Source organism: Streptococcus sp. A11, assembly GCF_043674225.1.
GTDB lineage: Bacteria > Bacillota > Bacilli > Lactobacillales > Streptococcaceae > Streptococcus > Streptococcus suis_V.
Genome location: NZ_JBIMJS010000008.1, coordinates 26,155 through 45,877 on the forward strand (window position 1 = coordinate 26,155; position 19,723 = coordinate 45,877).

Annotated in this window: 19 protein-coding genes and 1 other annotated feature; of the genes, 14 read left to right on the forward strand and 5 right to left on the reverse strand. The window is 42.6% G+C overall.

Annotation, left to right across the window (positions count from 1 at the left end; genetic code table 11):
• Positions 1–30: 30 nt before the first annotated feature.
• A complete protein-coding gene (locus tag ACHBIF_RS05895; protein ID WP_105111336.1) occupies positions 31–1,653 on the reverse strand; it encodes an ATP-binding cassette domain-containing protein in 1,623 nt (540 codons plus the stop codon).
• A 65-nt stretch (positions 1,654–1,718) separates the two neighbouring features.
• Positions 1,719–2,591 carry a YitT family protein gene (locus ACHBIF_RS05900; protein ID WP_172059404.1) on the reverse strand — a complete coding sequence of 291 codons (873 nt, stop codon included), beginning with the start codon at positions 2,589–2,591 and terminating at the stop codon, positions 1,719–1,721.
• Positions 2,592–2,699: 108 nt separating this feature from the next.
• Positions 2,700–2,910: a binding site (T-box leader), on the forward strand.
• A gap of 75 nt (positions 2,911–2,985) precedes the next feature.
• Between ACHBIF_RS05900 and trpS the strand changes: the two genes are divergently transcribed.
• Together trpS and guaB are read left to right on the forward strand one after the other, a co-directional pair.
• Positions 2,986–4,011, forward strand: a complete 1,026-nt coding sequence (trpS, locus tag ACHBIF_RS05905) for a tryptophan--tRNA ligase (RefSeq protein ID WP_105160709.1) — start codon at positions 2,986–2,988, stop codon at positions 4,009–4,011.
• Between the two features lie 220 nt (positions 4,012–4,231).
• Positions 4,232–5,713: an IMP dehydrogenase gene (gene guaB / locus ACHBIF_RS05910; protein WP_105111334.1), complete on the forward strand. Its 1,482-nt coding sequence runs from the start codon at positions 4,232–4,234 to the stop codon at positions 5,711–5,713.
• Positions 5,714–5,756: 43 nt separating this feature from the next.
• Here guaB and recF read toward each other — a convergent pair whose 3' ends face one another.
• Both recF and yaaA read right to left on the reverse strand, forming a co-directional pair.
• Entirely contained in the window at positions 5,757–6,851 is a 1,095-nt protein-coding gene (recF, locus tag ACHBIF_RS05915) for a DNA replication/repair protein RecF (protein WP_172023186.1), read from the reverse strand.
• Between the two features lies 1 nt (position 6,852).
• Positions 6,853–7,236, reverse strand: a complete 384-nt coding sequence (gene yaaA / locus ACHBIF_RS05920) for a S4 domain-containing protein YaaA (RefSeq protein ID WP_105111332.1) — start codon at positions 7,234–7,236, stop codon at positions 6,853–6,855.
• Between the two features lie 74 nt (positions 7,237–7,310).
• Between yaaA and yfmF the strand changes: the two genes are divergently transcribed.
• The 12 genes from yfmF to ACHBIF_RS05980 all read left to right on the forward strand — a co-directional run bounded on the left by yfmF (position 7,311) and on the right by ACHBIF_RS05980 (position 18,808).
• On the forward strand, positions 7,311–8,564 hold the full coding sequence (gene yfmF, locus ACHBIF_RS05925; RefSeq protein ID WP_172023188.1) for an EF-P 5-aminopentanol modification-associated protein YfmF: 1,254 nt from the start codon (positions 7,311–7,313) through the stop codon (positions 8,562–8,564).
• Positions 8,561–9,841: an EF-P 5-aminopentanol modification-associated protein YfmH gene (gene yfmH / locus ACHBIF_RS05930; protein WP_394719269.1), complete on the forward strand. Its 1,281-nt coding sequence runs from the start codon at positions 8,561–8,563 to the stop codon at positions 9,839–9,841. The genes yfmF and yfmH overlap by 4 nt, the downstream gene beginning before the upstream one ends.
• Positions 9,842–9,919: 78 nt before the next feature.
• A complete protein-coding gene (locus tag ACHBIF_RS05935) occupies positions 9,920–10,777 on the forward strand; it encodes a helix-turn-helix domain-containing protein (protein WP_105160714.1) in 858 nt (285 codons plus the stop codon).
• Between the two features lie 10 nt (positions 10,778–10,787).
• A complete protein-coding gene (gene pgsA / locus ACHBIF_RS05940) occupies positions 10,788–11,327 on the forward strand; it encodes a CDP-diacylglycerol--glycerol-3-phosphate 3-phosphatidyltransferase (RefSeq protein WP_105122462.1) in 540 nt (179 codons plus the stop codon).
• On the forward strand, positions 11,324–12,160 hold the full coding sequence (locus tag ACHBIF_RS05945; protein WP_394719272.1) for an energy-coupling factor transporter ATPase: 837 nt from the start codon (positions 11,324–11,326) through the stop codon (positions 12,158–12,160). The genes pgsA and ACHBIF_RS05945 overlap by 4 nt, the downstream gene beginning before the upstream one ends.
• Positions 12,136–12,978 (forward strand): energy-coupling factor transporter ATPase, encoded by an 843-nt coding sequence (locus ACHBIF_RS05950; RefSeq protein ID WP_105111327.1) that lies wholly within the window; start codon positions 12,136–12,138, stop codon positions 12,976–12,978. Before ACHBIF_RS05945 ends, ACHBIF_RS05950 begins: the two co-directional genes overlap by 25 nt.
• Entirely contained in the window at positions 12,971–13,768 is a 798-nt protein-coding gene (locus ACHBIF_RS05955; RefSeq protein ID WP_105160716.1) for an energy-coupling factor transporter transmembrane protein EcfT, read from the forward strand. Before ACHBIF_RS05950 ends, ACHBIF_RS05955 begins: the two co-directional genes overlap by 8 nt.
• A 130-nt stretch (positions 13,769–13,898) precedes the next feature.
• Positions 13,899–14,594 carry a peptidoglycan-binding protein LysM gene (locus ACHBIF_RS05960; protein ID WP_394719275.1) on the forward strand — a complete coding sequence of 232 codons (696 nt, stop codon included), beginning with the start codon at positions 13,899–13,901 and terminating at the stop codon, positions 14,592–14,594.
• Between the two features lie 219 nt (positions 14,595–14,813).
• On the forward strand, positions 14,814–15,761 hold the full coding sequence (locus ACHBIF_RS05965; protein ID WP_394719277.1) for an LPXTG cell wall anchor domain-containing protein: 948 nt from the start codon (positions 14,814–14,816) through the stop codon (positions 15,759–15,761).
• 228 nt (positions 15,762–15,989) lie between these two features.
• Entirely contained in the window at positions 15,990–17,366 is a 1,377-nt protein-coding gene (locus tag ACHBIF_RS05970; protein WP_394719279.1) for a sensor histidine kinase, read from the forward strand.
• 3 nt (positions 17,367–17,369) lie between these two features.
• The gene (locus ACHBIF_RS05975; protein WP_172074569.1) at positions 17,370–18,038 is read left to right on the forward strand and encodes a winged helix-turn-helix domain-containing protein; all 669 of its coding nucleotides are present in this window, start codon (positions 17,370–17,372) and stop codon (positions 18,036–18,038) included.
• A 119-nt stretch (positions 18,039–18,157) separates the two neighbouring features.
• Positions 18,158–18,808: a hypothetical protein gene (locus ACHBIF_RS05980; protein WP_394719281.1), complete on the forward strand. Its 651-nt coding sequence runs from the start codon at positions 18,158–18,160 to the stop codon at positions 18,806–18,808.
• Between the two features lie 39 nt (positions 18,809–18,847).
• Here the strand turns inward: ACHBIF_RS05980 and sdaAA are convergent, their stop codons facing one another.
• Positions 18,848–19,720 (reverse strand): L-serine ammonia-lyase, iron-sulfur-dependent, subunit alpha, encoded by an 873-nt coding sequence (gene sdaAA / locus ACHBIF_RS05985; protein ID WP_394719283.1) that lies wholly within the window; start codon positions 19,718–19,720, stop codon positions 18,848–18,850.
• Positions 19,721–19,723: the final 3 nt, after the last annotated feature.

The window sequence follows — 19,723 nt, forward strand, 5'->3', positions numbered from 1 at the left end:
AAGAAAAGGCGATAAAATCGCCTTTTTTGATTATGCTTTCCAGAGTTCTTGAACTTTTGCCTGTACTTCAGCATTTTCAAGGAACTCATCATAGGTCTCATCGATACGGTCAATGACCCCGTTTTTCGAGATGACAACGATGTGGTTGGCAATGGTTTGGATGAACTCATGGTCGTGACTGGCAAAGATAACGGACTCTTTGAAGTCCTTCACGCCATCGTTAAGGCTAGAGATGGATTCCAAGTCCAAGTGGTTGGTCGGGTCATCCAGCAAGAGGACGTTTGACTTGAGCAGCATTAGCTTAGATAGCATGACACGGACTTTTTCTCCCCCTGACAAGACGTTGACAGACTTCTTGACTTCGTCGCCTGAGAAAAGCATACGACCAAGGAATCCACGCAAGAATGTATCGTCGTCTTCACCTTTTTCAGCGAACTGACGGAGCCATTCCAAGATAGATTCGCCAGTTGCGAAGTCTTTTGTATTGTCTTTTGGCAGGTAAGATTGTGAAGTGGTTACACCCCATTTGATGGTTCCTTCATAGTCGATGTCGCCAGCCAGGGCACGCATAAGGGCAGTTGTCTGGATGTCGTTTTGACCGATGATAGCGGCCTTATCACCTGGACGGAGGATAAAGCTGATATTGTCCAAAATCGTCTCTCCATCGATAACAACCTTGAGATTTTCAACTGTCAGCAGGTCGTTACCAATCTCACGCTCGGCCTTGAAGTTGATAAATGGGTACTTACGGCTGGATGGAATGATTTCTTCCAACTCGATTTTATCCAGCATTTTTTTACGAGAGGTTGCCTGTTTGGATTTTGAAGCGTTGGCAGAGAAACGGGCAACGAATTCTTGCAATTCCTTGATTTTTTCTTCCGCCTTAGCATTGCGGTCAGCCTGTAAACGGGCTGCCAATTCAGATGATTGTTTCCAGAAGTCGTAGTTACCGACAAAAATTTTGATTTTACCGAAATCTAAGTCCGCCATGTGGGTACACACTTTGTTGAGGAAGTGGCGATCGTGGGATACGACGATGACGGTATTTTCAAAGTCAATCAAGAAATCTTCTAACCAGTTGATAGACTGGATGTCCAAACCGTTGGTCGGCTCGTCCAGCAGAAGGACGTCTGGCTTACCAAAGAGGGCCTTGGCCAAAAGCACCTTAACCTTTTCACCGTTGGTTAATTCGCTCATGTTTTGGTAGTGGCGGTCTTCAGCAATGTTCAGGTTTTGGAGCAATTGTGAAGCCTCAGCTTCAGCTTCCCAGCCACCAAGTTCAGCAAATTCACCTTCTAATTCAGCAGCACGGACACCGTCTTCATCAGAAAAATCTTCCTTCATGTAGATGGCATCTTTTTCTTTCATGATGCTGTATAACTGCTCATTTCCCATGATAACCACGTCAATCACGCGCTCATCTTCGTAGTCAAAGTGGTTCTGACGGAGGACGGACAAACGCTCGTCTGGACCGAGTGAAATGTGGCCAGTTGTTGGCTCGATATCTCCTGCTAAAATCTTCAGGAAAGTTGATTTACCGGCACCGTTGGCACCAATCAAACCGTAGGTATTTCCAGCTGTAAACTTGATGTTGACATCGTCGAATAATTTGCGGTCGCTAAAGCGGAGCGACACGTCTGATACTGTAAGCATAGTTTCTCCTATTTTCTGTCTATTAGATTTATTGTACTAGAAAGCAGTCTAAACTTCAATTATAATCATCCTGGGATCAAAATATCTTCGTCATAGGATTTATGATCTTTTTGTAAGCTGAAGCCGCGACCACGAACTTGGCTAGCTGGTAAGATAATAATAAAGGCTGTTTCGTCAATTTGGAGTATATGATTTTCCAATTTTTGTACTTCTGGGATAGAAACAGTTGTCATTAACATGCGTTTTTCAGACCCAGTATAGCCACCAATTACGGGCAATTCTGTTACTCCACGGTCCACTTCGGTTGTGATATAGGATTTGATTTCCTTGTATTTTTGGGAAATAATAAAAAGGTTTCGAGAAGAGTTTGTACCCGTCATCATACGGTTGATCACATAGCTGATGGTCATCAAGGCAAGGATGGAGTACATGACAGTATCAGGATCGAAGGCGATAAAGCCAAGGCCAACGATAATACCATCAATAATAACCATGGTTTGACTGAGTGATAGGGGAGAATACTTATGGATAAATTGGATGAGGATGCCTGTTCCTCCCGTTGATGAATTACCGAGAAAGACAAGTCCGAGACCAAAACCTAGAACAATACCGCCAAAAATTGCAGCAAGTAAAGGATTATCGGTCAAATTTGGCAAACCAGCTGTTAATTTCATGCAGAATGGATAGAGGATGGCACCGTAAACAGTTTTTACAAAGACAGATTTCCCAAGGAAATAGAAACAAATTACCAGGAGAGGAATATTGCAGAATAGTACAAAGGTAGCTGGGTCCCAACCGAATAATGTGTTTAGGGCAATGGCCAGGCCACCAATTCCTCCAGATACAATATTACTTTCCAGAAAAAAACTATTGAAGCCAATAGCCATAATGATGCTACCCGCCGTCACAAATGAAATATCTTTTAACTTGTCTTTCATGATTTCTCCTTTAATACTATATTCTAATATACACGCACGTTCTATTATGCAGAATTTTAAGCCAATCGTCAAGGCTTTCTCAGCTTGACTTTCTTTTAGTTAGCAGTTATAATGATAATCAATCAGAAGAGTAGTAAAGGAACGGTTTTTAGAGAGCTTGTGGTCGGTGTAAACAAGTAATTCTTCTTTATGAATGGGCTGATGGTAAATAGAAATCTGAACAAATAAGGATTTGGCTAGCAGGCCTTATGTGCAAAGAGAAATGAATGGCTTTACTGTTCATAAGCTAAGGTGGTACCGTGTCCTTGACGCCCTTGCACAGACTTGTGCTGGGCTTTTATTTTTTGTTGACAATAAGTTTACAGTGTTGTAAACAAGTGTAAAAGGAGAAGTTATGACAAAACCAATTATTTTAACAGGCGATCGACCGACCGGAAAATTACATATTGGTCATTATGTAGGTTCCTTGAAAAATCGTGTGCTCTTACAGAATGCAGGAAATCATGAATTATTTGTATTTTTGGCAGACCAGCAGGCTTTGACAGACCATGCTAAAGAACCGCAGAAGATTATTGAGTCGGTTGGTAACGTAGCCTTGGACTACTTAGCGGCAGGTCTCGATCCAGCTAAGACAACCATTTTCATCCAAAGTCAGATTCCAGAATTGGCTGAATTGACCATGTACTATATGAACCTTGTGTCAGTTGCTCGTCTGGAACGCAATCCGACTGTCAAGACAGAAATTGCCCAGAAGGGCTTTGGTGAAGGCATTCCAGCAGGTTTCTTGGTCTACCCGGTTTCTCAGGCTGCAGATATTACAGCTTTCAAGGCAAACTTTGTACCAGTTGGAACCGATCAAAAGCCCATGATTGAGCAGACCCGTGAGCTGGTTCGTAGTTTTAATCACGCTTATCAGACGGATGTTTTGGTGGAACCAGAAGGGATTTACCCTGAAAACGAGGCTGCAGGTCGTTTGCCGGGGTTGGATGGCAATGCCAAGATGTCTAAATCACTTGGCAATGGGATTTATCTGGCAGATGACATGGACACTTTGAAAAAGAAAGTCATGTCCATGTATACCGACCCGAACCATATCCGTGTCGAGGATCCGGGTCAGATTGAAGGAAATATGGTTTTCCATTATTTGGATGTTTTTGGTCGTGAGGAAGATCAGGCTGAGATTGAGGCCATGAAGGAGCATTACCAGCGCGGTGGTCTGGGAGATGTCAAAACCAAACGCTATCTTTTGGATATCTTAGAACGTGAGTTGGGGCCAATCCGTGAGCGTCGCATCGAGTTTGCCAAAGATATGGGACAGGTCTATGCTATGTTAGAGGCAGGCAGTCAAAAAGCTCGTCAAGTAGCAGCAACTACTCTGGACCAAGTCAAGGATGCTATGGGAATCAACTATTTTAAATAGGACTAACGAATGAAGAAGTGATGTTGAAAAACGTTGCTTTTTTATTTTTAATTGTGATTTTTTAAAACCAAAACGTTCGTAAATGTTTTATATTTTAGGAAAGAATTTTCTGGATTTTTATGTTTAATGATATTAAGACGAATAATGATTGACAAATATTCTTAAAATGTTATCATAGATAAAATAAATTTCAAACAAAAGAGAAAAGAGGAAATCATCCATGTCAAATTGGGAAACTAAATTTTTGAAAAAAGGCTTTACATTTGATGATGTCTTGCTCATTCCGGCTGAGAGCCATGTCTTGCCGCACGATATTGACTTAAAGACACAGTTAGCTCCGAATTTGACCCTCAATCTTCCTATCATTTCAGCAGCTATGGATACGGTAACTGACAGCAAAATGGCGATTGCTATGGCGCGTGCAGGTGGTCTGGGTGTCATTCACAAGAATATGTCCATTGCAGAGCAGGCAGATGAAGTGCGTAAGGTAAAACGTTCTGAAAATGGTGTTATTATTGATCCTTTCTTCTTAACACCAGAGCATACAATTGCAGAGGCTGAAAAATTGATGGCGACTTACCGTATTTCAGGTGTACCGATTGTTGAAACCCTGGAAAATCGCAAACTGGTGGGTATTATTACCAACCGTGATATGCGTTTTATCACCGATTACTCACAGCCGATTTCTAGCAATATGACCAGCGATGGTTTGGTAACAGCTCCTGTTGGAACGGATTTGGAAACTGCTGAGGCGATTCTCCACCAACACCGTATTGAAAAATTGCCTTTGGTGGATGAAAATGGTCGTTTGTCAGGCTTGATTACGATTAAAGACATTGAAAAAGTGATTGAATTTCCAAATGCTGCCAAGGATGAATTTGGTCGTCTCTTGGTAGCTGGTGCGGTCGGTGTCACTTCTGATACTTTTGAACGTGCGGAGGCTCTCTTTGAAGCTGGTGCAGATGCCATTGTTATTGACACAGCTCATGGGCATTCTGCTGGTGTTCTCCGTAAGATTGCGGAAATTCGTGCCCACTTCCCAGACCGTACTTTGATTGCAGGTAATATTGCTACAGCTGAGGGAGCTCGTGCCCTTTACGAGGCTGGTGTGGATGTTGTCAAGGTGGGTATTGGACCTGGTTCTATCTGTACCACTCGTGTTATTGCGGGTGTTGGTGTACCACAGGTTACTGCTATTTACGATGCTGCTGGCGTTGCGCGTGAGTATGGTAAGACCATCATTGCGGACGGTGGTATCAAGTATTCAGGTGATATTGTTAAGGCCTTGGCTGCTGGTGGTCATGCGGTTATGTTGGGGTCAATGTTTGCAGGAACAGATGAAGCACCGGGGGAAACAGAAATCTTCCAAGGACGTAAATTCAAGACCTACCGCGGTATGGGCTCTATCGCAGCCATGAAACAAGGTTCTAAGGATCGTTATTTCCAAGCTTCTGTCAATGAGGCAAACAAGCTGGTTCCAGAAGGTATTGAAGGTCGTGTCGCTTATAAAGGTTCTGTTGCAGATATGATTTTCCAAATGGTCGGTGGTCTCCGCTCAGGTATGGGTTATGTCGGAGCAGGCAACCTGACAGAATTACGTGAAAATGCTCAATTTATTGAAATGTCAGGCGCTGGTTTGAAAGAAAGTCACCCACACGACGTTCAAATTACAAACGAAGCACCAAACTATTCCGTACAATAATTGACAAAACTGTAAATAAAAAAGAAAGACTTGTAAACGATGTTTACAAGTCTTCTTTTACAGTTCCCTTGGAAATATGGAATATTTTTAGACTTTCTGGGAGTTGATGGAGATGGTCTAGCGAAGTTGTCGTGATAAAGGTTTGAATTTTATCTGTGATGGTTTCCAGTAATTTGACTTGACGGCTATTGTCCAATTCACTCATCACATCGTCGAGCAGTAAAATCGGATATTCTCGCGTAATTTCTTTCATGAGCTCAATCTCAGCCAGTTTAAGAGAGAGAACGAGGCTACGATGTTGACCTTGGCTACCATAATGGGCATTCATACCATTGATGAAGAAAGCAATATCGTCTCTGTGAGGTCCCACTCCAGTATTTTTTTTGAACAAATCTCGTTTCCGACTTTTTTCTAATTCTGTCAAGAAATCGTCAACCAGGTTGACAGAGTCTGTCAACGAAACAGATGATAGGTAGTCAATCCGAAGTTCTTCTCTTTGACCAGAAATTTCGGCTACTTTTCGGCTACCAAATTCCTCTAATTTTTTGAGGAAATCAATCCGATGCTGGATAACACGACTACCGTAATCAGCTAGTTGATAGTCTAGTACGCTGAGAAAATCCATGTCAACTTTTTCGGTTGATTTTAGATAGGTATTTCGCTGTTTGAGAACGTGATTGTAGTTGGACAAGTCTGATAGGTAGACGGGTTTTATTTGCCCCAACTCAACGTCAATAAATTTTCGGCGGAGGGCAGGTGCTCCTTTGATGAGCTGTAAATCTTCCGGTGCAAAAAGAACAACGTTCAAGTGCCCGATATAGTTGGACAATTTGGCTTGTTTGAGGTGATTAACCTTGGTCACCCGCCCCTTTTCTGTCAAGTTGATATCAAGTGGAAGTTTACCGCTAGTCCGGTGGAGTAAACCTTTAATGGATAACTCTTTTTCTTCAAATTGGAGTAAATCCTTATCTGAACGAGTTCGGTGACTGCGTGTCAAAGCTAGAAAATAAATAGACTCTAAAATGTTGGTCTTACCCTGTGCATTCTGTCCCAAAAAGACATTGAGCCCTTGATGGAACTCAATATCTAATTGGTCATAATTGCGAAAGTGGCATAGTTGTAATTTTTCTAACCACATCTTAGGTACCTGGGAAACGGACAGGCTTCCTGTCAACCTTCTTTACAGATTTCTTGACAGGAGGAGCTTGTTTCTTCTGCTTTTTGTTTTCTTGGTTGAGTTTTTTTACGATAGCAGCAACACGAGCTTTTTCAGCTTGATCTTCTTGGTGCTGGAGAATTTCTTCCTGACTTGGAGCCACAAGGGTGATGTCAATGCCGTGGTCCGGTAGACTGATCTTGTCACCGACACGGATTTTCTTACCTCGTCTTTTTTCATCCTCTCCATTAAACAGGATGGTATTCTTTTCTAAAAAGCCCTTGATAGCCCCTCCGGAATGCACAATTCCAGTTATTTTGAGCAGAGCTTGTAGGGTAATGTAGTCGTCGAATAATTTAAATTCCATAAGTCACCTCGTTACAGAATATTATAACACAATTTGGTATAATGGAAGGTACAATGTTTTGAAAGAGGCAAAGGATGAAATTACAAGAAGGTGTTGAGCTTCATTTTATTGAATCAGATAAATTCACGACCAATCGAATTCGTGTGCGGTTTGCGGCGGAGATGAGTGAACAGACGGTTGCAGGACGTGTATTGGTGGCGAATTTGCTAGAGATGGGCAATCAAGATTATCCTAGTGCCCAACGCTTGCGGATGCGTTTGGCAGAACTCTACGGAGCTCATTTTTCAACTTCTGTATCAAAGAGAGGACGAGTTCATTTTGTGGATTTGACGATTTCCTACATCAACCCTCACTATTTGCCTGAACAAGAGGATATTACCGGTGAGATTATTGATTTTCTTGAGGCCTGTCTCTTCAAACCTTTGAAGAACGGCAGTGCCTTTAAGGAAGATGTCTTTGCAGTTGAGAAAAATAATCTACTTAGTTTTTTAGAAACTGAGGTGGAGGACAATTTTTATCATGCGGATGTTGAGATGAGTAAACTTTATTATGAGGATGAGGCAGTTCAAATTCCCCGTGTTGGACGGATTGATTTGGTTGAGCAGGTAACGGCGGAGACGGCCTTCAAAACCTATAGTAACATGCTGCGCTTGGATAAGATTGATATTTTCGTTCTCGGTCAGGTAGACCAGGCTTTGGTGCAAGAAAAGTTTTCATCTTTCAGTTTTAAATACCGTAACCCCAAGTTGGAATTAGAATACCAGCAAGCTTATTCTAAGGTTACTAGGGAGAGAGTTGAGCGAAAAGAGGCTCGTCAATCGATTTTAGAACTAGCTTACCATTTACAGGTGGTTTACAATGATGTAAACTATCCAGCCTTATTGGTTTTCAATGGTTTACTGGGTGCTTTTTCCCATTCAAAATTATTTATGAATGTGCGGGAAAAAGAAAGTTTGGCCTATACGATTGGCAGTCAGATTTCAATCTTTTCAGGGATGTTGAAGATTTATGCCGGTATCAACAGACAAGATAAACTCAAGGCTATCAAGTTGATTAGACAGCAAGTTATGGCTCTTAAGCAGGGGAAGTTTACAGAGGATGACCTAAATTTGACAAAAAATATGCTGGTTCATTCTGCAACTCTGGCTCAGGATAGGCAAAATAATTTACTGGAACAAGTTTACAATCAGGTCACTATGGGTCAAAGGAATGTGACATGGGGAGAGTGGATTGAGGCTGTAAACAAGGTATCTAGAGAGGACATTTTACGAGTTGGTCAGCTGGTGCGTTTACAGGCTGTTTACTTCATGGAGGGCATTAAAGAATGAGAATTAGAAGAAAAAAGTACCCCTACATGAAGGAAGTACTCTACTATGCGACAGTTGACAATGGGTTGACAGTTACCTTTCTTCCCAAAACAGATTTTAAGGAAACCTATGGTATCTTGACCACAGAATTTGGTGCCCTTCATACTCATTTTAAAAAGAAGGGACAGGAATATTCCTATCCTGAAGGGATTGCTCATTTTCTGGAGCATAAATTATTTGAGACTGCTGATGAAGATGATGTGATGAATTTGTTTGCGGATTTGGGGGCTAGTGCCAATGCCTATACTAGCTTGAGGCAGACTAGCTACCTCTTTTCAACAACGGAAAATGTTTTGGAATGTCTGGCCTTGCTCCAGCAGTTTGTCCGTGAGCCACATTTTACGGCTGAAAATGTGTCCAAGGAGCAGGGGATTATTGGTCAAGAGATTGAGATGTATCAGGATGATGCGGACTACCGTCTCTATACAGGTATATTGTCGTCCCTTTATCCAGAAACAGCCCTGGCTCACGATATCGCTGGCACGATTGAATCTATCAAGGCTATCACTGCTGAGGATTTATATGAAAATTTTGAGGCTTTTTATCATCCTTCAAAGATGAGCCTGTTTGTCATTGGGAATTTTGATGTTAAGAAGGTCTGGAAACAGGTAAAAACTTTCCAGCTCGCCCAGAATGATACAGAGATTGAGCTGATTGAGCATTTGCCGGTTAAAAAGTTGGATATTTTGAAAAATCGGACTGAGTATTTTGAAGTGGCCAGCCCTAAATTGGCATTAGGTCTGCGAGGCAACGATTCCATTTCTCTCGCTAACTTACCATCCTATCGAATCAGCCTGCAACTTTTGTTTGCCATGCTTTTTGGTTGGACATCACAGCGTTACCAGACCTTGTATGATCAGGGGAAAATTGATTCGTCCTTCCATTTTCAGGTTGAGGTAACACCAGACTATCATCATGTCATTTTTTCAGCGGATACCAAGGAACCAATCAGTTTATCAGCCAGCTTGCGCAAGGCTGTCAGCCGTTTCGCCAAGGATCCGGATGTTTCGGAGGAACACTTGGCCCTGCTGAAGAAGGAAATGTACGGGGATTTTATTCGTAGTCTCAATTCTTTGGAATTTACGGCCAGCCATTTTGTAGCCAATAGTTTGGTGGGGGCAAGTATTTTCGACCTTCCTCAGTTGATAGAATCTATCGGTCTGCAGGATGTCTTGGAAGTGGGTCAAGCCTTTATTGAGAACTGTGATATGACAGATTATATGATTTTTCCGAAATAATTAGCAACTTATCATCGAAATTTCATGAGTTTTTTGTTAAAATATTATATTGAAAATTATTGTAAGTGAGAGGAAACTATGATCCAGAAAAGTATAGGAGAGGTATTGCGGTCTGCCCGAGAGAGTCGCGGTTGGAATTTTGTAGAAATTCAGCGATTGACGGGGATTCAAGCTAAGTACTTACAGGCCTTAGAATTTAATAACTTTGATGTCATACCAGACCCATCCTATACGCGTTCTTTCTTGCAAAAATATGCGGAAGTACTAGAACTAGATGGTGATGTCCTGGTAGATGCTTTTATGACAAATAGTTTGGTCATCTATCATGAGGATGGGCAGGAAGAAGAGCATGCTTCAGAATTAAAACGAAGCTATAAGGTTAGAAAGAAGAAGCCGTCGATTTTACCATTGGTTTACCTGTTACTAGCTGCGACCTCTATCTTTATCTTGTTGACCTATGTCGTATTGAATAGAGTTCAGAATCAAGAACGAAAAGAGTTGGCTCCGTCGACTGTCCAGGTGGTTTCAGAGAGTTCCCAAGCATCGACAGAGGAAGCAAGTGATACATCTTCTACAAGTACAGATGAATCCTCTAGTTCATCTAGTCAAGAGGAGTTGGCTTCAGGGACTTTAACGACCTCGGGTGGTGGCTCAGAGTTGACGGTCGTCCTTTCTGAACACGCGGGTCCAGTTGAGGTGGAACTTTCCGTGACAGATGCTACTAGCTGGGTCAGTCTATCTGATACAGAAATTGCGGGTGGATTTGTTCTATCTCCAGAAACCAATACAGTCACGGCGACTATTCCAGAAGGCATAAACGCCGCTAATCTGGTTTTAGGTGTGACAGAGGGTGTCTCTATCAAAATTGCTGGCAATAGTTTGGATACGTCAGCCATCACAGCTGATCCTGGAGTTATCTATTTAACGGTTGAATAATATGAAAAAAATGAAAAAAGAAAACATACCCAACGCCTTGACGGTAGGACGGATACTGGTGATTCCGATTTTTATCCTACTCTTGACCGTCTGGAAAGATGCACTGAGCCATTATTTGGCTGCGATTATTTTTGCCTTGGCTAGTGTGACAGACTATTTGGATGGCTATCTGGCCCGCAAATGGCAGGTTGTGACCAACTTCGGAAAATTTGCCGATCCCATGGCTGATAAGATTTTAGTTATGACGGCTTTCATCATGCTGGTGGAGCTTGGTTTTGCCCCTGCCTGGGTGGTGGCTATTATCATCTGTCGTGAGTTGGCCGTGACAGGCCTTCGCCTATTGTTGGTAGAAAATGGTGGTACTGTACTAGCTGCGGCTATGCCAGGTAAAATCAAGACCTTCTCACAGATGTTTGCCATTATTTTTCTCCTATTGCACTGGAATTTGCTCGGTCAAATCACGCTCTATATCGCACTCTTTTTCACCCTCTACTCAGGCTATGATTATTTCAAGGGTGCGTCTTATTTATTTAAAGATACATTCAAATGACAGATATTATCCAAGTAAAGCATCTCAAGTATAAATACGAAGAAGAAGCTGAAAATTATACCTTAAACGACGTGACGTTTCACGTGAAACAGGGGGAATGGTTGTCCATTATCGGCCACAATGGTTCAGGAAAGTCAACGACGGTTCGTCTGATTGATGGTCTTTTGGAGGCTGAGTCTGGAGATATTTTTATCGATGGAGATAAGCTGACTGTTGACAATGTTTGGGACAAGCGTCGCTTGATTGGTATGGTTTTCCAAAATCCAGATAATCAATTCGTCGGGGCAACGGTTGAGGACGATGTGGCCTTTGGTTTGGAAAACCAAGGCATCCCCTTGGCTGAAATGCGTCAGCGCGTCCAGGAGACGCTTGAATTGGTTGGAATGGCTGATTTCAAGATTAGAGAACCAGCTCGTCTATCTGGCGGTCAGAAACAACGTGTTGCCATTGCTGGTGTGGTTGCCTTGCGTCCAAAGATTATTATTTTGGACGAGGCGACCTCCATGCTGGATCCAGAGGGGCGCCTGGATTTGATTCAGATTGTTAAAGATATTAAGGATCAGCATGGCATGACGGTTATCTCCATTACCCATGACCTGGATGAGGTAGCGCTTAGCGATCGGGTTATTGTTATGAAAAATGGTCAAGTAGAGTCGATTTCGACACCAGCTGACTTGTTTATGCGGGACGATTTGGCTGATTTGGACTTGGACCAGCCCTTTACGGCAGAATTGGTCGAGTCCTTGCGTCAGGCTGGACTAGCTGTTCCGCTCCGCTATTTTACAGAGGAAGAATTAGAGGAAACTGTATGGGAATTCATCTCCAAGAAGTAAGCTATACCTATCAGGCCGGCACTCCTTTTGAGGGGCGGGCGCTTTTTGGTGTGGATTTGGAGATTGTGGACGGGTCCTATACGGCATTGATTGGTCATACTGGATCCGGGAAGTCGACGATTTTACAGCTTTTGAATGGTCTTAATGTACCGACAGAAGGCAGTGTGGTCATCGATGATGTGGTTATCACAGGCACATCTCAAAATAAGGATATCAAGCAGGTGCGCAAGAAAGTCGGCTTGGTCTTTCAGTTTCCTGAAAGCCAGGTCTTTGATGAGACTGTCTTGCAGGATGTGGCATTCGGTCCGCAGAATTTTGGTGTTTCTAAGGAAGAGGCTGAGAAGATTGCGCGTGAAAAACTGGCTCTGGTTGGTATTTCAGAGGAAGTCTATGACCGCAGTCCCTTTGATTTGTCTGGAGGTCAGATGCGCCGTGTAGCCATTGCGGGCATCCTGGCTATGGAACCGTCTGTTTTAGTTCTGGATGAGCCGACTGCTGGTTTGGATCCGGCTGGTCGTCAAGAGCTGATGGATATTTTCAAGAAACTCCATGCGAATGGGATGACCATTGTCTTGGTGACGCATCTGATGGATGACGTGGCTAATTATGCTGATTTTGTCTACATCATGGAAAAGGGCAAGCTGGTTCGTTCTGGCAAGCCGATTGATGTTTTCCAAGAGGTTGATTTTTTGGAATCGATTCAGCTGGGTGTTCCCAAAATCACCAAGTTTGCTGCCAATCTGGAGCGCAGGGGCTTTGTTTTTGAGCGCTTGCCTATTACGATTGAGGAATTTACAAGGATGGTGACGCATGGATAAGTTAATTTTAGGTCGCTACATTCCTGGTGACTCGCTGTTGCATCGCCTAGACCCTCGAAGTAAGCTCTTGGCCATGTTTGCCTTTCTGTTAATTATTTTCTGGGCCAATAATCTGGTAACCAATGCGCTGTTGATTGCCTTTGTTCTCGGTTTGATTTTGCTCTCTCGCATTCGCTTGTCCTTTTTCATCAATGGTGTCAAGCCCATGATTGGGATTATCCTGTTTACCACTTTCTTCCAGATTTTCTTTACACCAGGAACAAGGGTTTTGTGGGAATTCTGGATTTTCAAATTGTCGGTGGAAGGTTTGCAACAGGCGGCAGTGATTTTTGTGCGCTTTGTCCTGATTATCTTCTTTTCAACTCTCCTAACTCTGACAACGACACCACTTAGTTTGGCAGATGGTATTGAGGCGGGGCTTGCTCCTCTCAAGAAAATCAAGGTGCCAGTTCATGAAATTGGGCTTATGTTGTCCATGAGTTTGCGTTTTGTGCCGACCTTGATGGACGACACGACTCGGATTATGAATGCTCAGCGGGCGCGTGGTGTTGACTTCAATGAAGGAAATATCATTCAAAAGGTTAAGTCTGTTATCCCTATTTTGATACCGCTTTTTGCATCTAGTTTTAAGCGAGCAGATGCCCTGGCGACAGCTATGGAGGCTAGAGGTTATCAGGGGGGCGATGGCCGGACCAAGTATCGGGTACTGGATTGGAAGTTGGCAGATAGCCTAGCAATTCTGGCTATGATTTGTTTGGGATTGCTCTTATATTTTTTGAAAACCCCTTAAAAAACACGAACAATCGTGTTTTTTAGTAAAAAACAAACAATGCTGTAATATTTGTAATGGAATTATAAAACAAAAGTAATAATCAAGTTGTAAGATAGTTTCAGTCATACGAAAGGAAACTATATATTTTATGACATTTACAAAAAAATTGAAAAATGTAATTATCGGAGTAGCGACCGCCCTTGCAGCACTTACAGCTGGCGTTGCTATCGCTGATACCTACCATTCTGAATTTAGCATTGCTGATTTTGTTGACCAATCTACCAATTCTTCAGCTGTTGCAGCCAAAGAGGATACGATAAAGAAAACATATGAATCCAAGGAAGAGAAAAAGGTTTCTGATGTAAAAAAAGAAGAAAAGAAGCCAGAGAGTACTGAGGAAAGTACGACGACTGAAGCTTCCAAAGCGGAAGAAGTTGCTCCAGCTACAGAAACAAGTCAAGTAGCTAGCCCTGAGACAACCCCAGAAGTACAACAGCCCGTTGTTCAAGTTGCTCAACCTGAATATCAACAAGTACAGGTGCAACAAGTTGCTACTGAAGCTGTCCAAGCCCAACCTGTAGTTCAGGTTCAAGCAGCCCAGCCAGTTGTTACTGCAGGTGTCGGTGAAGCAGCTGCCAAAGAATTTATTGCTCAAAAAGAGTCTGGTGGCAGCTATACAGCTCAAAACGGTATCTACTATGGTCGTTACCAGCTCACAAGTTCTTACCTAAATGGTGATTTTTCACCTGAAAACCAGGAGCGTGTAGCAGACAACTATGTATTGCAACGTTACGGTTCATGGGAAAATGCCTACCAGTTCTGGATTGCCAATGGTTGGTATTAAGCTAACCAGAGGCCTGTATGAGATATTCGAGGATGAGATAGTTAGGACAGGCGATTGCTTGTCCATTTTTTTGTAAAAAAGGGTAAAAATATAAAAATTCTGCAACAAAATGCTTGACAACCGATATATATATATATATATATATAATGGAGTTATATCTATAGGAATATAGGTAAATGAGATTATACTATTTCTGACAAAATAGGGGAAGGAATCATTATGTCAAATAATACAATCAAGTTTTCACTTAGAAAAACTTCAATCGGTTTGTTGTCACTAGCAGCAATTGCTGTTGCAGGTACAGCAACTGTATCTGCAGCTGAAGTTGAGGTTGCTAACGTTACAGCGCATGGTACCGGTGTAACAGCTGATCCAATTCCAACGTTTGATTTGAATACAGGTGAATTGACAGCTAAAGGTTCAAGCGTATTGAATTCTGACTACAAACCAGCTTTGGATCCAAGCACAGTTGATATCCACGTTCATGGAGAAGGAACTACTACAGAGGTCCCAGAAGTTAAACTTGCTTTTGAAAATGGCGAACCATATGTTTATGCTACAGGTACTGGTGTAACAGCTTCTGCAGAACTACCAGCTTTGGACCCAAGCACAGTTGATATTCAAGTAAATGGTGAAGGCGTTACTGCACCAGCTTTGGAAGAAGCTAAAGTAGCCTTGGATGAGAATGGTTTGTATCTTACAAATGTACCAACTGAAGCACCAACAGCAGAAGCACTTCCAACAGTTCAAATTGGTGGTAAAGACGGTGACTATTACCTTTATACAAACGGTGAAGGTACGACAGCTGCAGAATTGCCAACAATCGATCCTTCAACGATTGAAGGAGCAATCGAAACAGCTAAAGGTGAGAGTGTAAAAGCTCCAGTACTTCCATCAATCGACCCAGCTAGCCTTGTTGCTCCAGCACCAGCAGCGGTTGCTCCAGCACCAGCAGCGGTTGCTCCAGCACCAGCAGCAGTTACTCCAGCACCAGCAGCGGTAACTTCAGCACCAGCAGCAGTAGCTTCAGAACCAGTTGCTAAAACTACTTCTACTACTGCAGCAACACTCCCAAATACTGGTCAAACAAATAGTCTTGTGTATTTGCTTCCAGCATTGGGTCTCCTTGGTGCAGCAGCAGTTGTAGCTAAGAAAAAAGAAATCTAATCACATCCTATTAAGAGAGGCAGAATTTGCCTCTTTTTTCGTTTATATGACTTTCAGCTCTTAGGCTTTATCGGCTGAAAGATAGAACAGAACGTAAGCATTCAAAGTGTAAGCTGGTATTTGAGAAACGAGTTATGGTTAGAGTTATCGTGAATTTGAAGCAAGAAAACTTTACAAATAGATGGATTTTACTTATAATGTTGGAAAAATTAAGGAAGAAAATGGCAGATGAATTTACAAAAACGGATTTTTCGTCTTAATATGCTGATGTTAGGGATTTCCCTGCTTGCCATGTTGGCCATCAGTGTCTTTGTTGTCAATAACATTTACCTGAATCGGAGTAGTTTATTGTCCACAAGCCAGAAAACAGCAATGAGTCAAACCAGCATTGAAGAATTTTCGGGAACAGATTATGTCAGTCTGGCGGAGAAACTAGCAAGTGGAGGGGCTCAGCTCTACGTGGAGAGTGACGGTTATATTTTGTTTTCCAATATCCAGGAAGATGTAGAGGAAGTCACGGCTGTTGCAATTAGCGAGACCACCCATTTAACCTATATTGATGAGGAAATTGTAATCAGTAGACAGTTGGAAACGCAGGGACAGATGGTTTCTCTTTATGCAGTGATTGAGGATACGGAGGACCAGCAGGATGCTAGGGAATTCCAGACCTTCCTGTTACAAATTGCAGTAATGGGTGGCTCTGGTATTGCAGTCATTTTGACCTTGAATTTGATGGTTACCAGACGCATCCTGCAGGCCATTATGAAACCGATGGATGAACTACACAAGGGGGTTGAGCGGATTCGCAAGGGAAATTACCAGGAAAATCTAGATTATAGCGGTGATCGAGAATTTGAAGAATTGACAGAAGGTTTCAACCAAATGCAGACAAGCTTGTTGGAGGCTCAGGAGAAAAATCGCCTGTATGAACAGAATCGGACCCAGATGGTAACGGATATATCCCATGATTTACGGACACCTCTTACATCCATTAAAGGCTATGCTAAGGGAATTTTAGACGGAATCGCCAATACAGATGAAAAGCGGCAGAACTACCTGAATATTATCTATCAAAAATCATTGATCATGGAGAAATTGTTGGAAAAATTGTTCGTTTTCTCTCAACTAGAGACCGATAAATTGCCATTTGATACAGTAGAAGTCGATTTATGGGAGTTTTTTGAAGCTTATATCAGTGAGAAGAAGGCAGAATTGGCAGATGAAGCGATTGATTTCCGTCTAAAAGTGACAGAGGAATTACCTGTTGAATTGGACCCAGTCCAATTTAGGCGGATTTTGGATAACTTGGTAGACAATGCGCGAAAATATGCTACTGCTAACCCGCTTTTGTTGACCATTTCAGGCTATACTGACGGAAATCAAGTGGTTTGGACCTTTGCTGATAATGGCCAAGGCGTTTCTAAGGACCAGCTAGACAAACTCTTTACGGAATTTTACCGGGTAGATCAGGCCCGTCAGCAAGTGGATGGACATGGACTAGGACTCTCAATTGTAAACAATATTGTGCATCGTCTAGGTGGCACAATCGTGGTTGAAAATAAGGCTGGCTTGACCTTTACCATTCGTCTACCTAAGAAAGGATAAGAAATGACACGTATATTGATTGCTGAAGATGATATCGAAATTGCACAGCTTGAGCGAGATTATTTGGAAATGCAGGGGTATCAAGTCGATGTCATAACAGATGGTGCCCTAGTTGAAAAGCAGATTCGAACAGAAACCTATAATCTTTTACTTTTAGATGTCATGCTCCCTAACAAAACTGGCTATGATATTTGCCGCGACCTCCGTAACCAAGTAGATTTTCCTATTCTGATGGTGACGTCCAAACAAGAAACTATGGATGTCGTTCGGGGCTTAGGCTTAGGAGCAGATGACTATATCAGCAAACCCTTTGATCCCATGGAGTTGGTTGCGCGTGTGAAAGCCCATTTGACCCGCTACCAACGCCTGCAACCTACCAAAGAGGAGAAGGAACTGCGGGTTGGTGATTTGGTGATTTATTTGGAGAGTTGGAAGGTGGAAAAAGCAGGGCAGTCAATCAAGTTGCCCAATAGGGAGTTTGAATTACTTGTCCACCTAGCTCAACATCCTAACCGGGTCTTTTCAAAAGATCAACTCTTCGAGACAATCTGGGGCTATGACTATGTAGGCGATAGTGCAACAGTAACGGTCCATATCAATCGATTGAGGGATAAGCTGGGAGCAGATTTGATTGAAACGGTTTGGGGAGCCGGTTACCGACTCAATGCATAAATTCTTTCGAATTTGTTTAGAAACTGTTTAGAAACTTTACCTAAAGTGTTGAGAATTGTCCTCTATAATAGACTTATCAGCAAAGAGCTGAAGAAAATCGTAAAAAAGAGGAAACACAAATGGAAAACCAAAACGAAAACAAGCAAATTATCGAGCAAGAAGTGCAAACGGAAGAAAAAGCATCTCTCCTAACCAGTTTAAAAACAAAAGTAAGTAAGATGAGTAAAAAATCAATCATCTTGCTTTCAGCAGGAGCTCTACTCTTGGTAACAGGTGGATTTGTCGCAGCTGAAATATATGAAAATCGTTTGGAAGCTTTAGAAACTCAAGTTGAACAGAGCCTGGGTCTATCAGACGATGATGATAATCAAGTCACCACGGCCCAGTCAGTTGTTGCAAGCTCTAGCTCAACAGCATCAAGTAGTACAACAGCAGCTTCTTCAACAACTACAACAGCGATCACAGCTGAGCAAGTTGCAGCAGGTTATGGCATTACTCTGGTAGATAGTTCAGAGCTAGATGGAACTTATACAGCTACGGTCGGAAATGATACGTATACCTTGACCATCAAAGGCAATCAGGGTAGCCTGGTTGAAGTTGAAAATGATGGGGAACAAGATAGTGAATTAGTCGTTTTGGACCTTGAGAAAAAAATTGCCTATATCGATGGCGAAGCGGATACCTATAGTTTAAGCGGATCAACCTTGACCTTGACAGAAGTTGACACCAACGACACGACCTTGGATAAAATCAGCTTTACAAAACAATAAGAAAAGGACCGTAGAGGTCCTTTTATCTTGACAAGGTTGTCAATTTTCTCCAAAGATTTCTTGGGCCAGTCGGCGACCAGTTGGTGTGGCAGCCAGGCCTCCTTCGGCAGTTTCACGGAAGGCAGTTGGTAGGGCAGAACCTACTTGGTACATGGCATTGATAACTTCATCTACAGGAATTTTTGATTCAATTCCTGCCAGTGCCATATCAGCAGCTACCATGGCATAGCTTGCTCCCATTGCATTACGTTTGACACATGGGACTTCTACCAGGCCTGCGACTGGGTCACAAATCAGTCCAAGCATATTTTTAATGACAAAGCAGATGGCTTGGCTGGCTTGGTAGGGACTTCCTCCAGCAGCAAGGGTTAATGCCGCTGCGGACATAGCAGAGGCAGAGCCAACTTCTGCTTGACAGCCTCCTTCTGCTCCAGAGATGGAGGCATTGTTAGCGATGACTAGACCAAAGGCTCCAGCTGTAAAGAGGAAGTCAAGTTGTTGTTCTTCTGTCAAGTTTAACTTGTCAATAGCAACACCAAGAACGGCAGGCAAGCAACCAGCAGAGCCAGCCGTTGGGGTAGCACAGACCAAGCCCATTTTGGCATTCAACTCGTTAACAGCCATAGCATTTCTTGCTGCGGATAGGATAGAGGAATCAGCCAGTGTCTTGCCCTTTTTCATATAAGCATCTAACTTGGCAGCATCACCTCCAGTCAAACCGGACACTGACTTGCTTTCTGTCAATCCATCAACAATCGACGCTTTCATGACTGTCAAGTTTCTTGACATGATTGTCAAGATTTCTTCGCGGCTACGTCCTGTCAATTCAATTTCAGTCGTAATCATGAGTTCGGCAACATTGCCAGAAAACTGATCGGCTTGTTGGACTAATTCTTCGATAGTATAAAACATGGT

Coding starts and splice junctions, on each gene's coding strand:
- ACHBIF_RS05955 (WP_105160716.1), top strand. CDS start 12,971: ATGGATAAGTTAATTTTAGGTCGCTACATTCCTGGTGACTCGCTGTTG.
- ACHBIF_RS05950 (WP_105111327.1), top strand. CDS start 12,136: ATGGGAATTCATCTCCAAGAAGTAAGCTATACCTATCAGGCCGGCACT.
- ACHBIF_RS05895 (WP_105111336.1), bottom strand. CDS start 1,653: ATGCTTACAGTATCAGACGTGTCGCTCCGCTTTAGCGACCGCAAATTA.
- guaB (WP_105111334.1), top strand. CDS start 4,232: ATGTCAAATTGGGAAACTAAATTTTTGAAAAAAGGCTTTACATTTGAT.
- trpS (WP_105160709.1), top strand. CDS start 2,986: ATGACAAAACCAATTATTTTAACAGGCGATCGACCGACCGGAAAATTA.
- ACHBIF_RS05935 (WP_105160714.1), top strand. CDS start 9,920: ATGATCCAGAAAAGTATAGGAGAGGTATTGCGGTCTGCCCGAGAGAGT.
- sdaAA (WP_394719283.1), bottom strand. CDS start 19,720: ATGTTTTATACTATCGAAGAATTAGTCCAACAAGCCGATCAGTTTTCT.
- ACHBIF_RS05900 (WP_172059404.1), bottom strand. CDS start 2,591: ATGAAAGACAAGTTAAAAGATATTTCATTTGTGACGGCGGGTAGCATC.
- ACHBIF_RS05960 (WP_394719275.1), top strand. CDS start 13,899: ATGACATTTACAAAAAAATTGAAAAATGTAATTATCGGAGTAGCGACC.
- ACHBIF_RS05975 (WP_172074569.1), top strand. CDS start 17,370: ATGACACGTATATTGATTGCTGAAGATGATATCGAAATTGCACAGCTT.
- yfmH (WP_394719269.1), top strand. CDS start 8,561: ATGAGAATTAGAAGAAAAAAGTACCCCTACATGAAGGAAGTACTCTAC.
- recF (WP_172023186.1), bottom strand. CDS start 6,851: ATGTGGTTAGAAAAATTACAACTATGCCACTTTCGCAATTATGACCAA.
- ACHBIF_RS05980 (WP_394719281.1), top strand. CDS start 18,158: ATGGAAAACCAAAACGAAAACAAGCAAATTATCGAGCAAGAAGTGCAA.
- yaaA (WP_105111332.1), bottom strand. CDS start 7,236: ATGGAATTTAAATTATTCGACGACTACATTACCCTACAAGCTCTGCTC.
- ACHBIF_RS05945 (WP_394719272.1), top strand. CDS start 11,324: ATGACAGATATTATCCAAGTAAAGCATCTCAAGTATAAATACGAAGAA.
- ACHBIF_RS05965 (WP_394719277.1), top strand. CDS start 14,814: ATGTCAAATAATACAATCAAGTTTTCACTTAGAAAAACTTCAATCGGT.
- pgsA (WP_105122462.1), top strand. CDS start 10,788: ATGAAAAAAGAAAACATACCCAACGCCTTGACGGTAGGACGGATACTG.
- ACHBIF_RS05970 (WP_394719279.1), top strand. CDS start 15,990: ATGAATTTACAAAAACGGATTTTTCGTCTTAATATGCTGATGTTAGGG.
- yfmF (WP_172023188.1), top strand. CDS start 7,311: ATGAAATTACAAGAAGGTGTTGAGCTTCATTTTATTGAATCAGATAAA.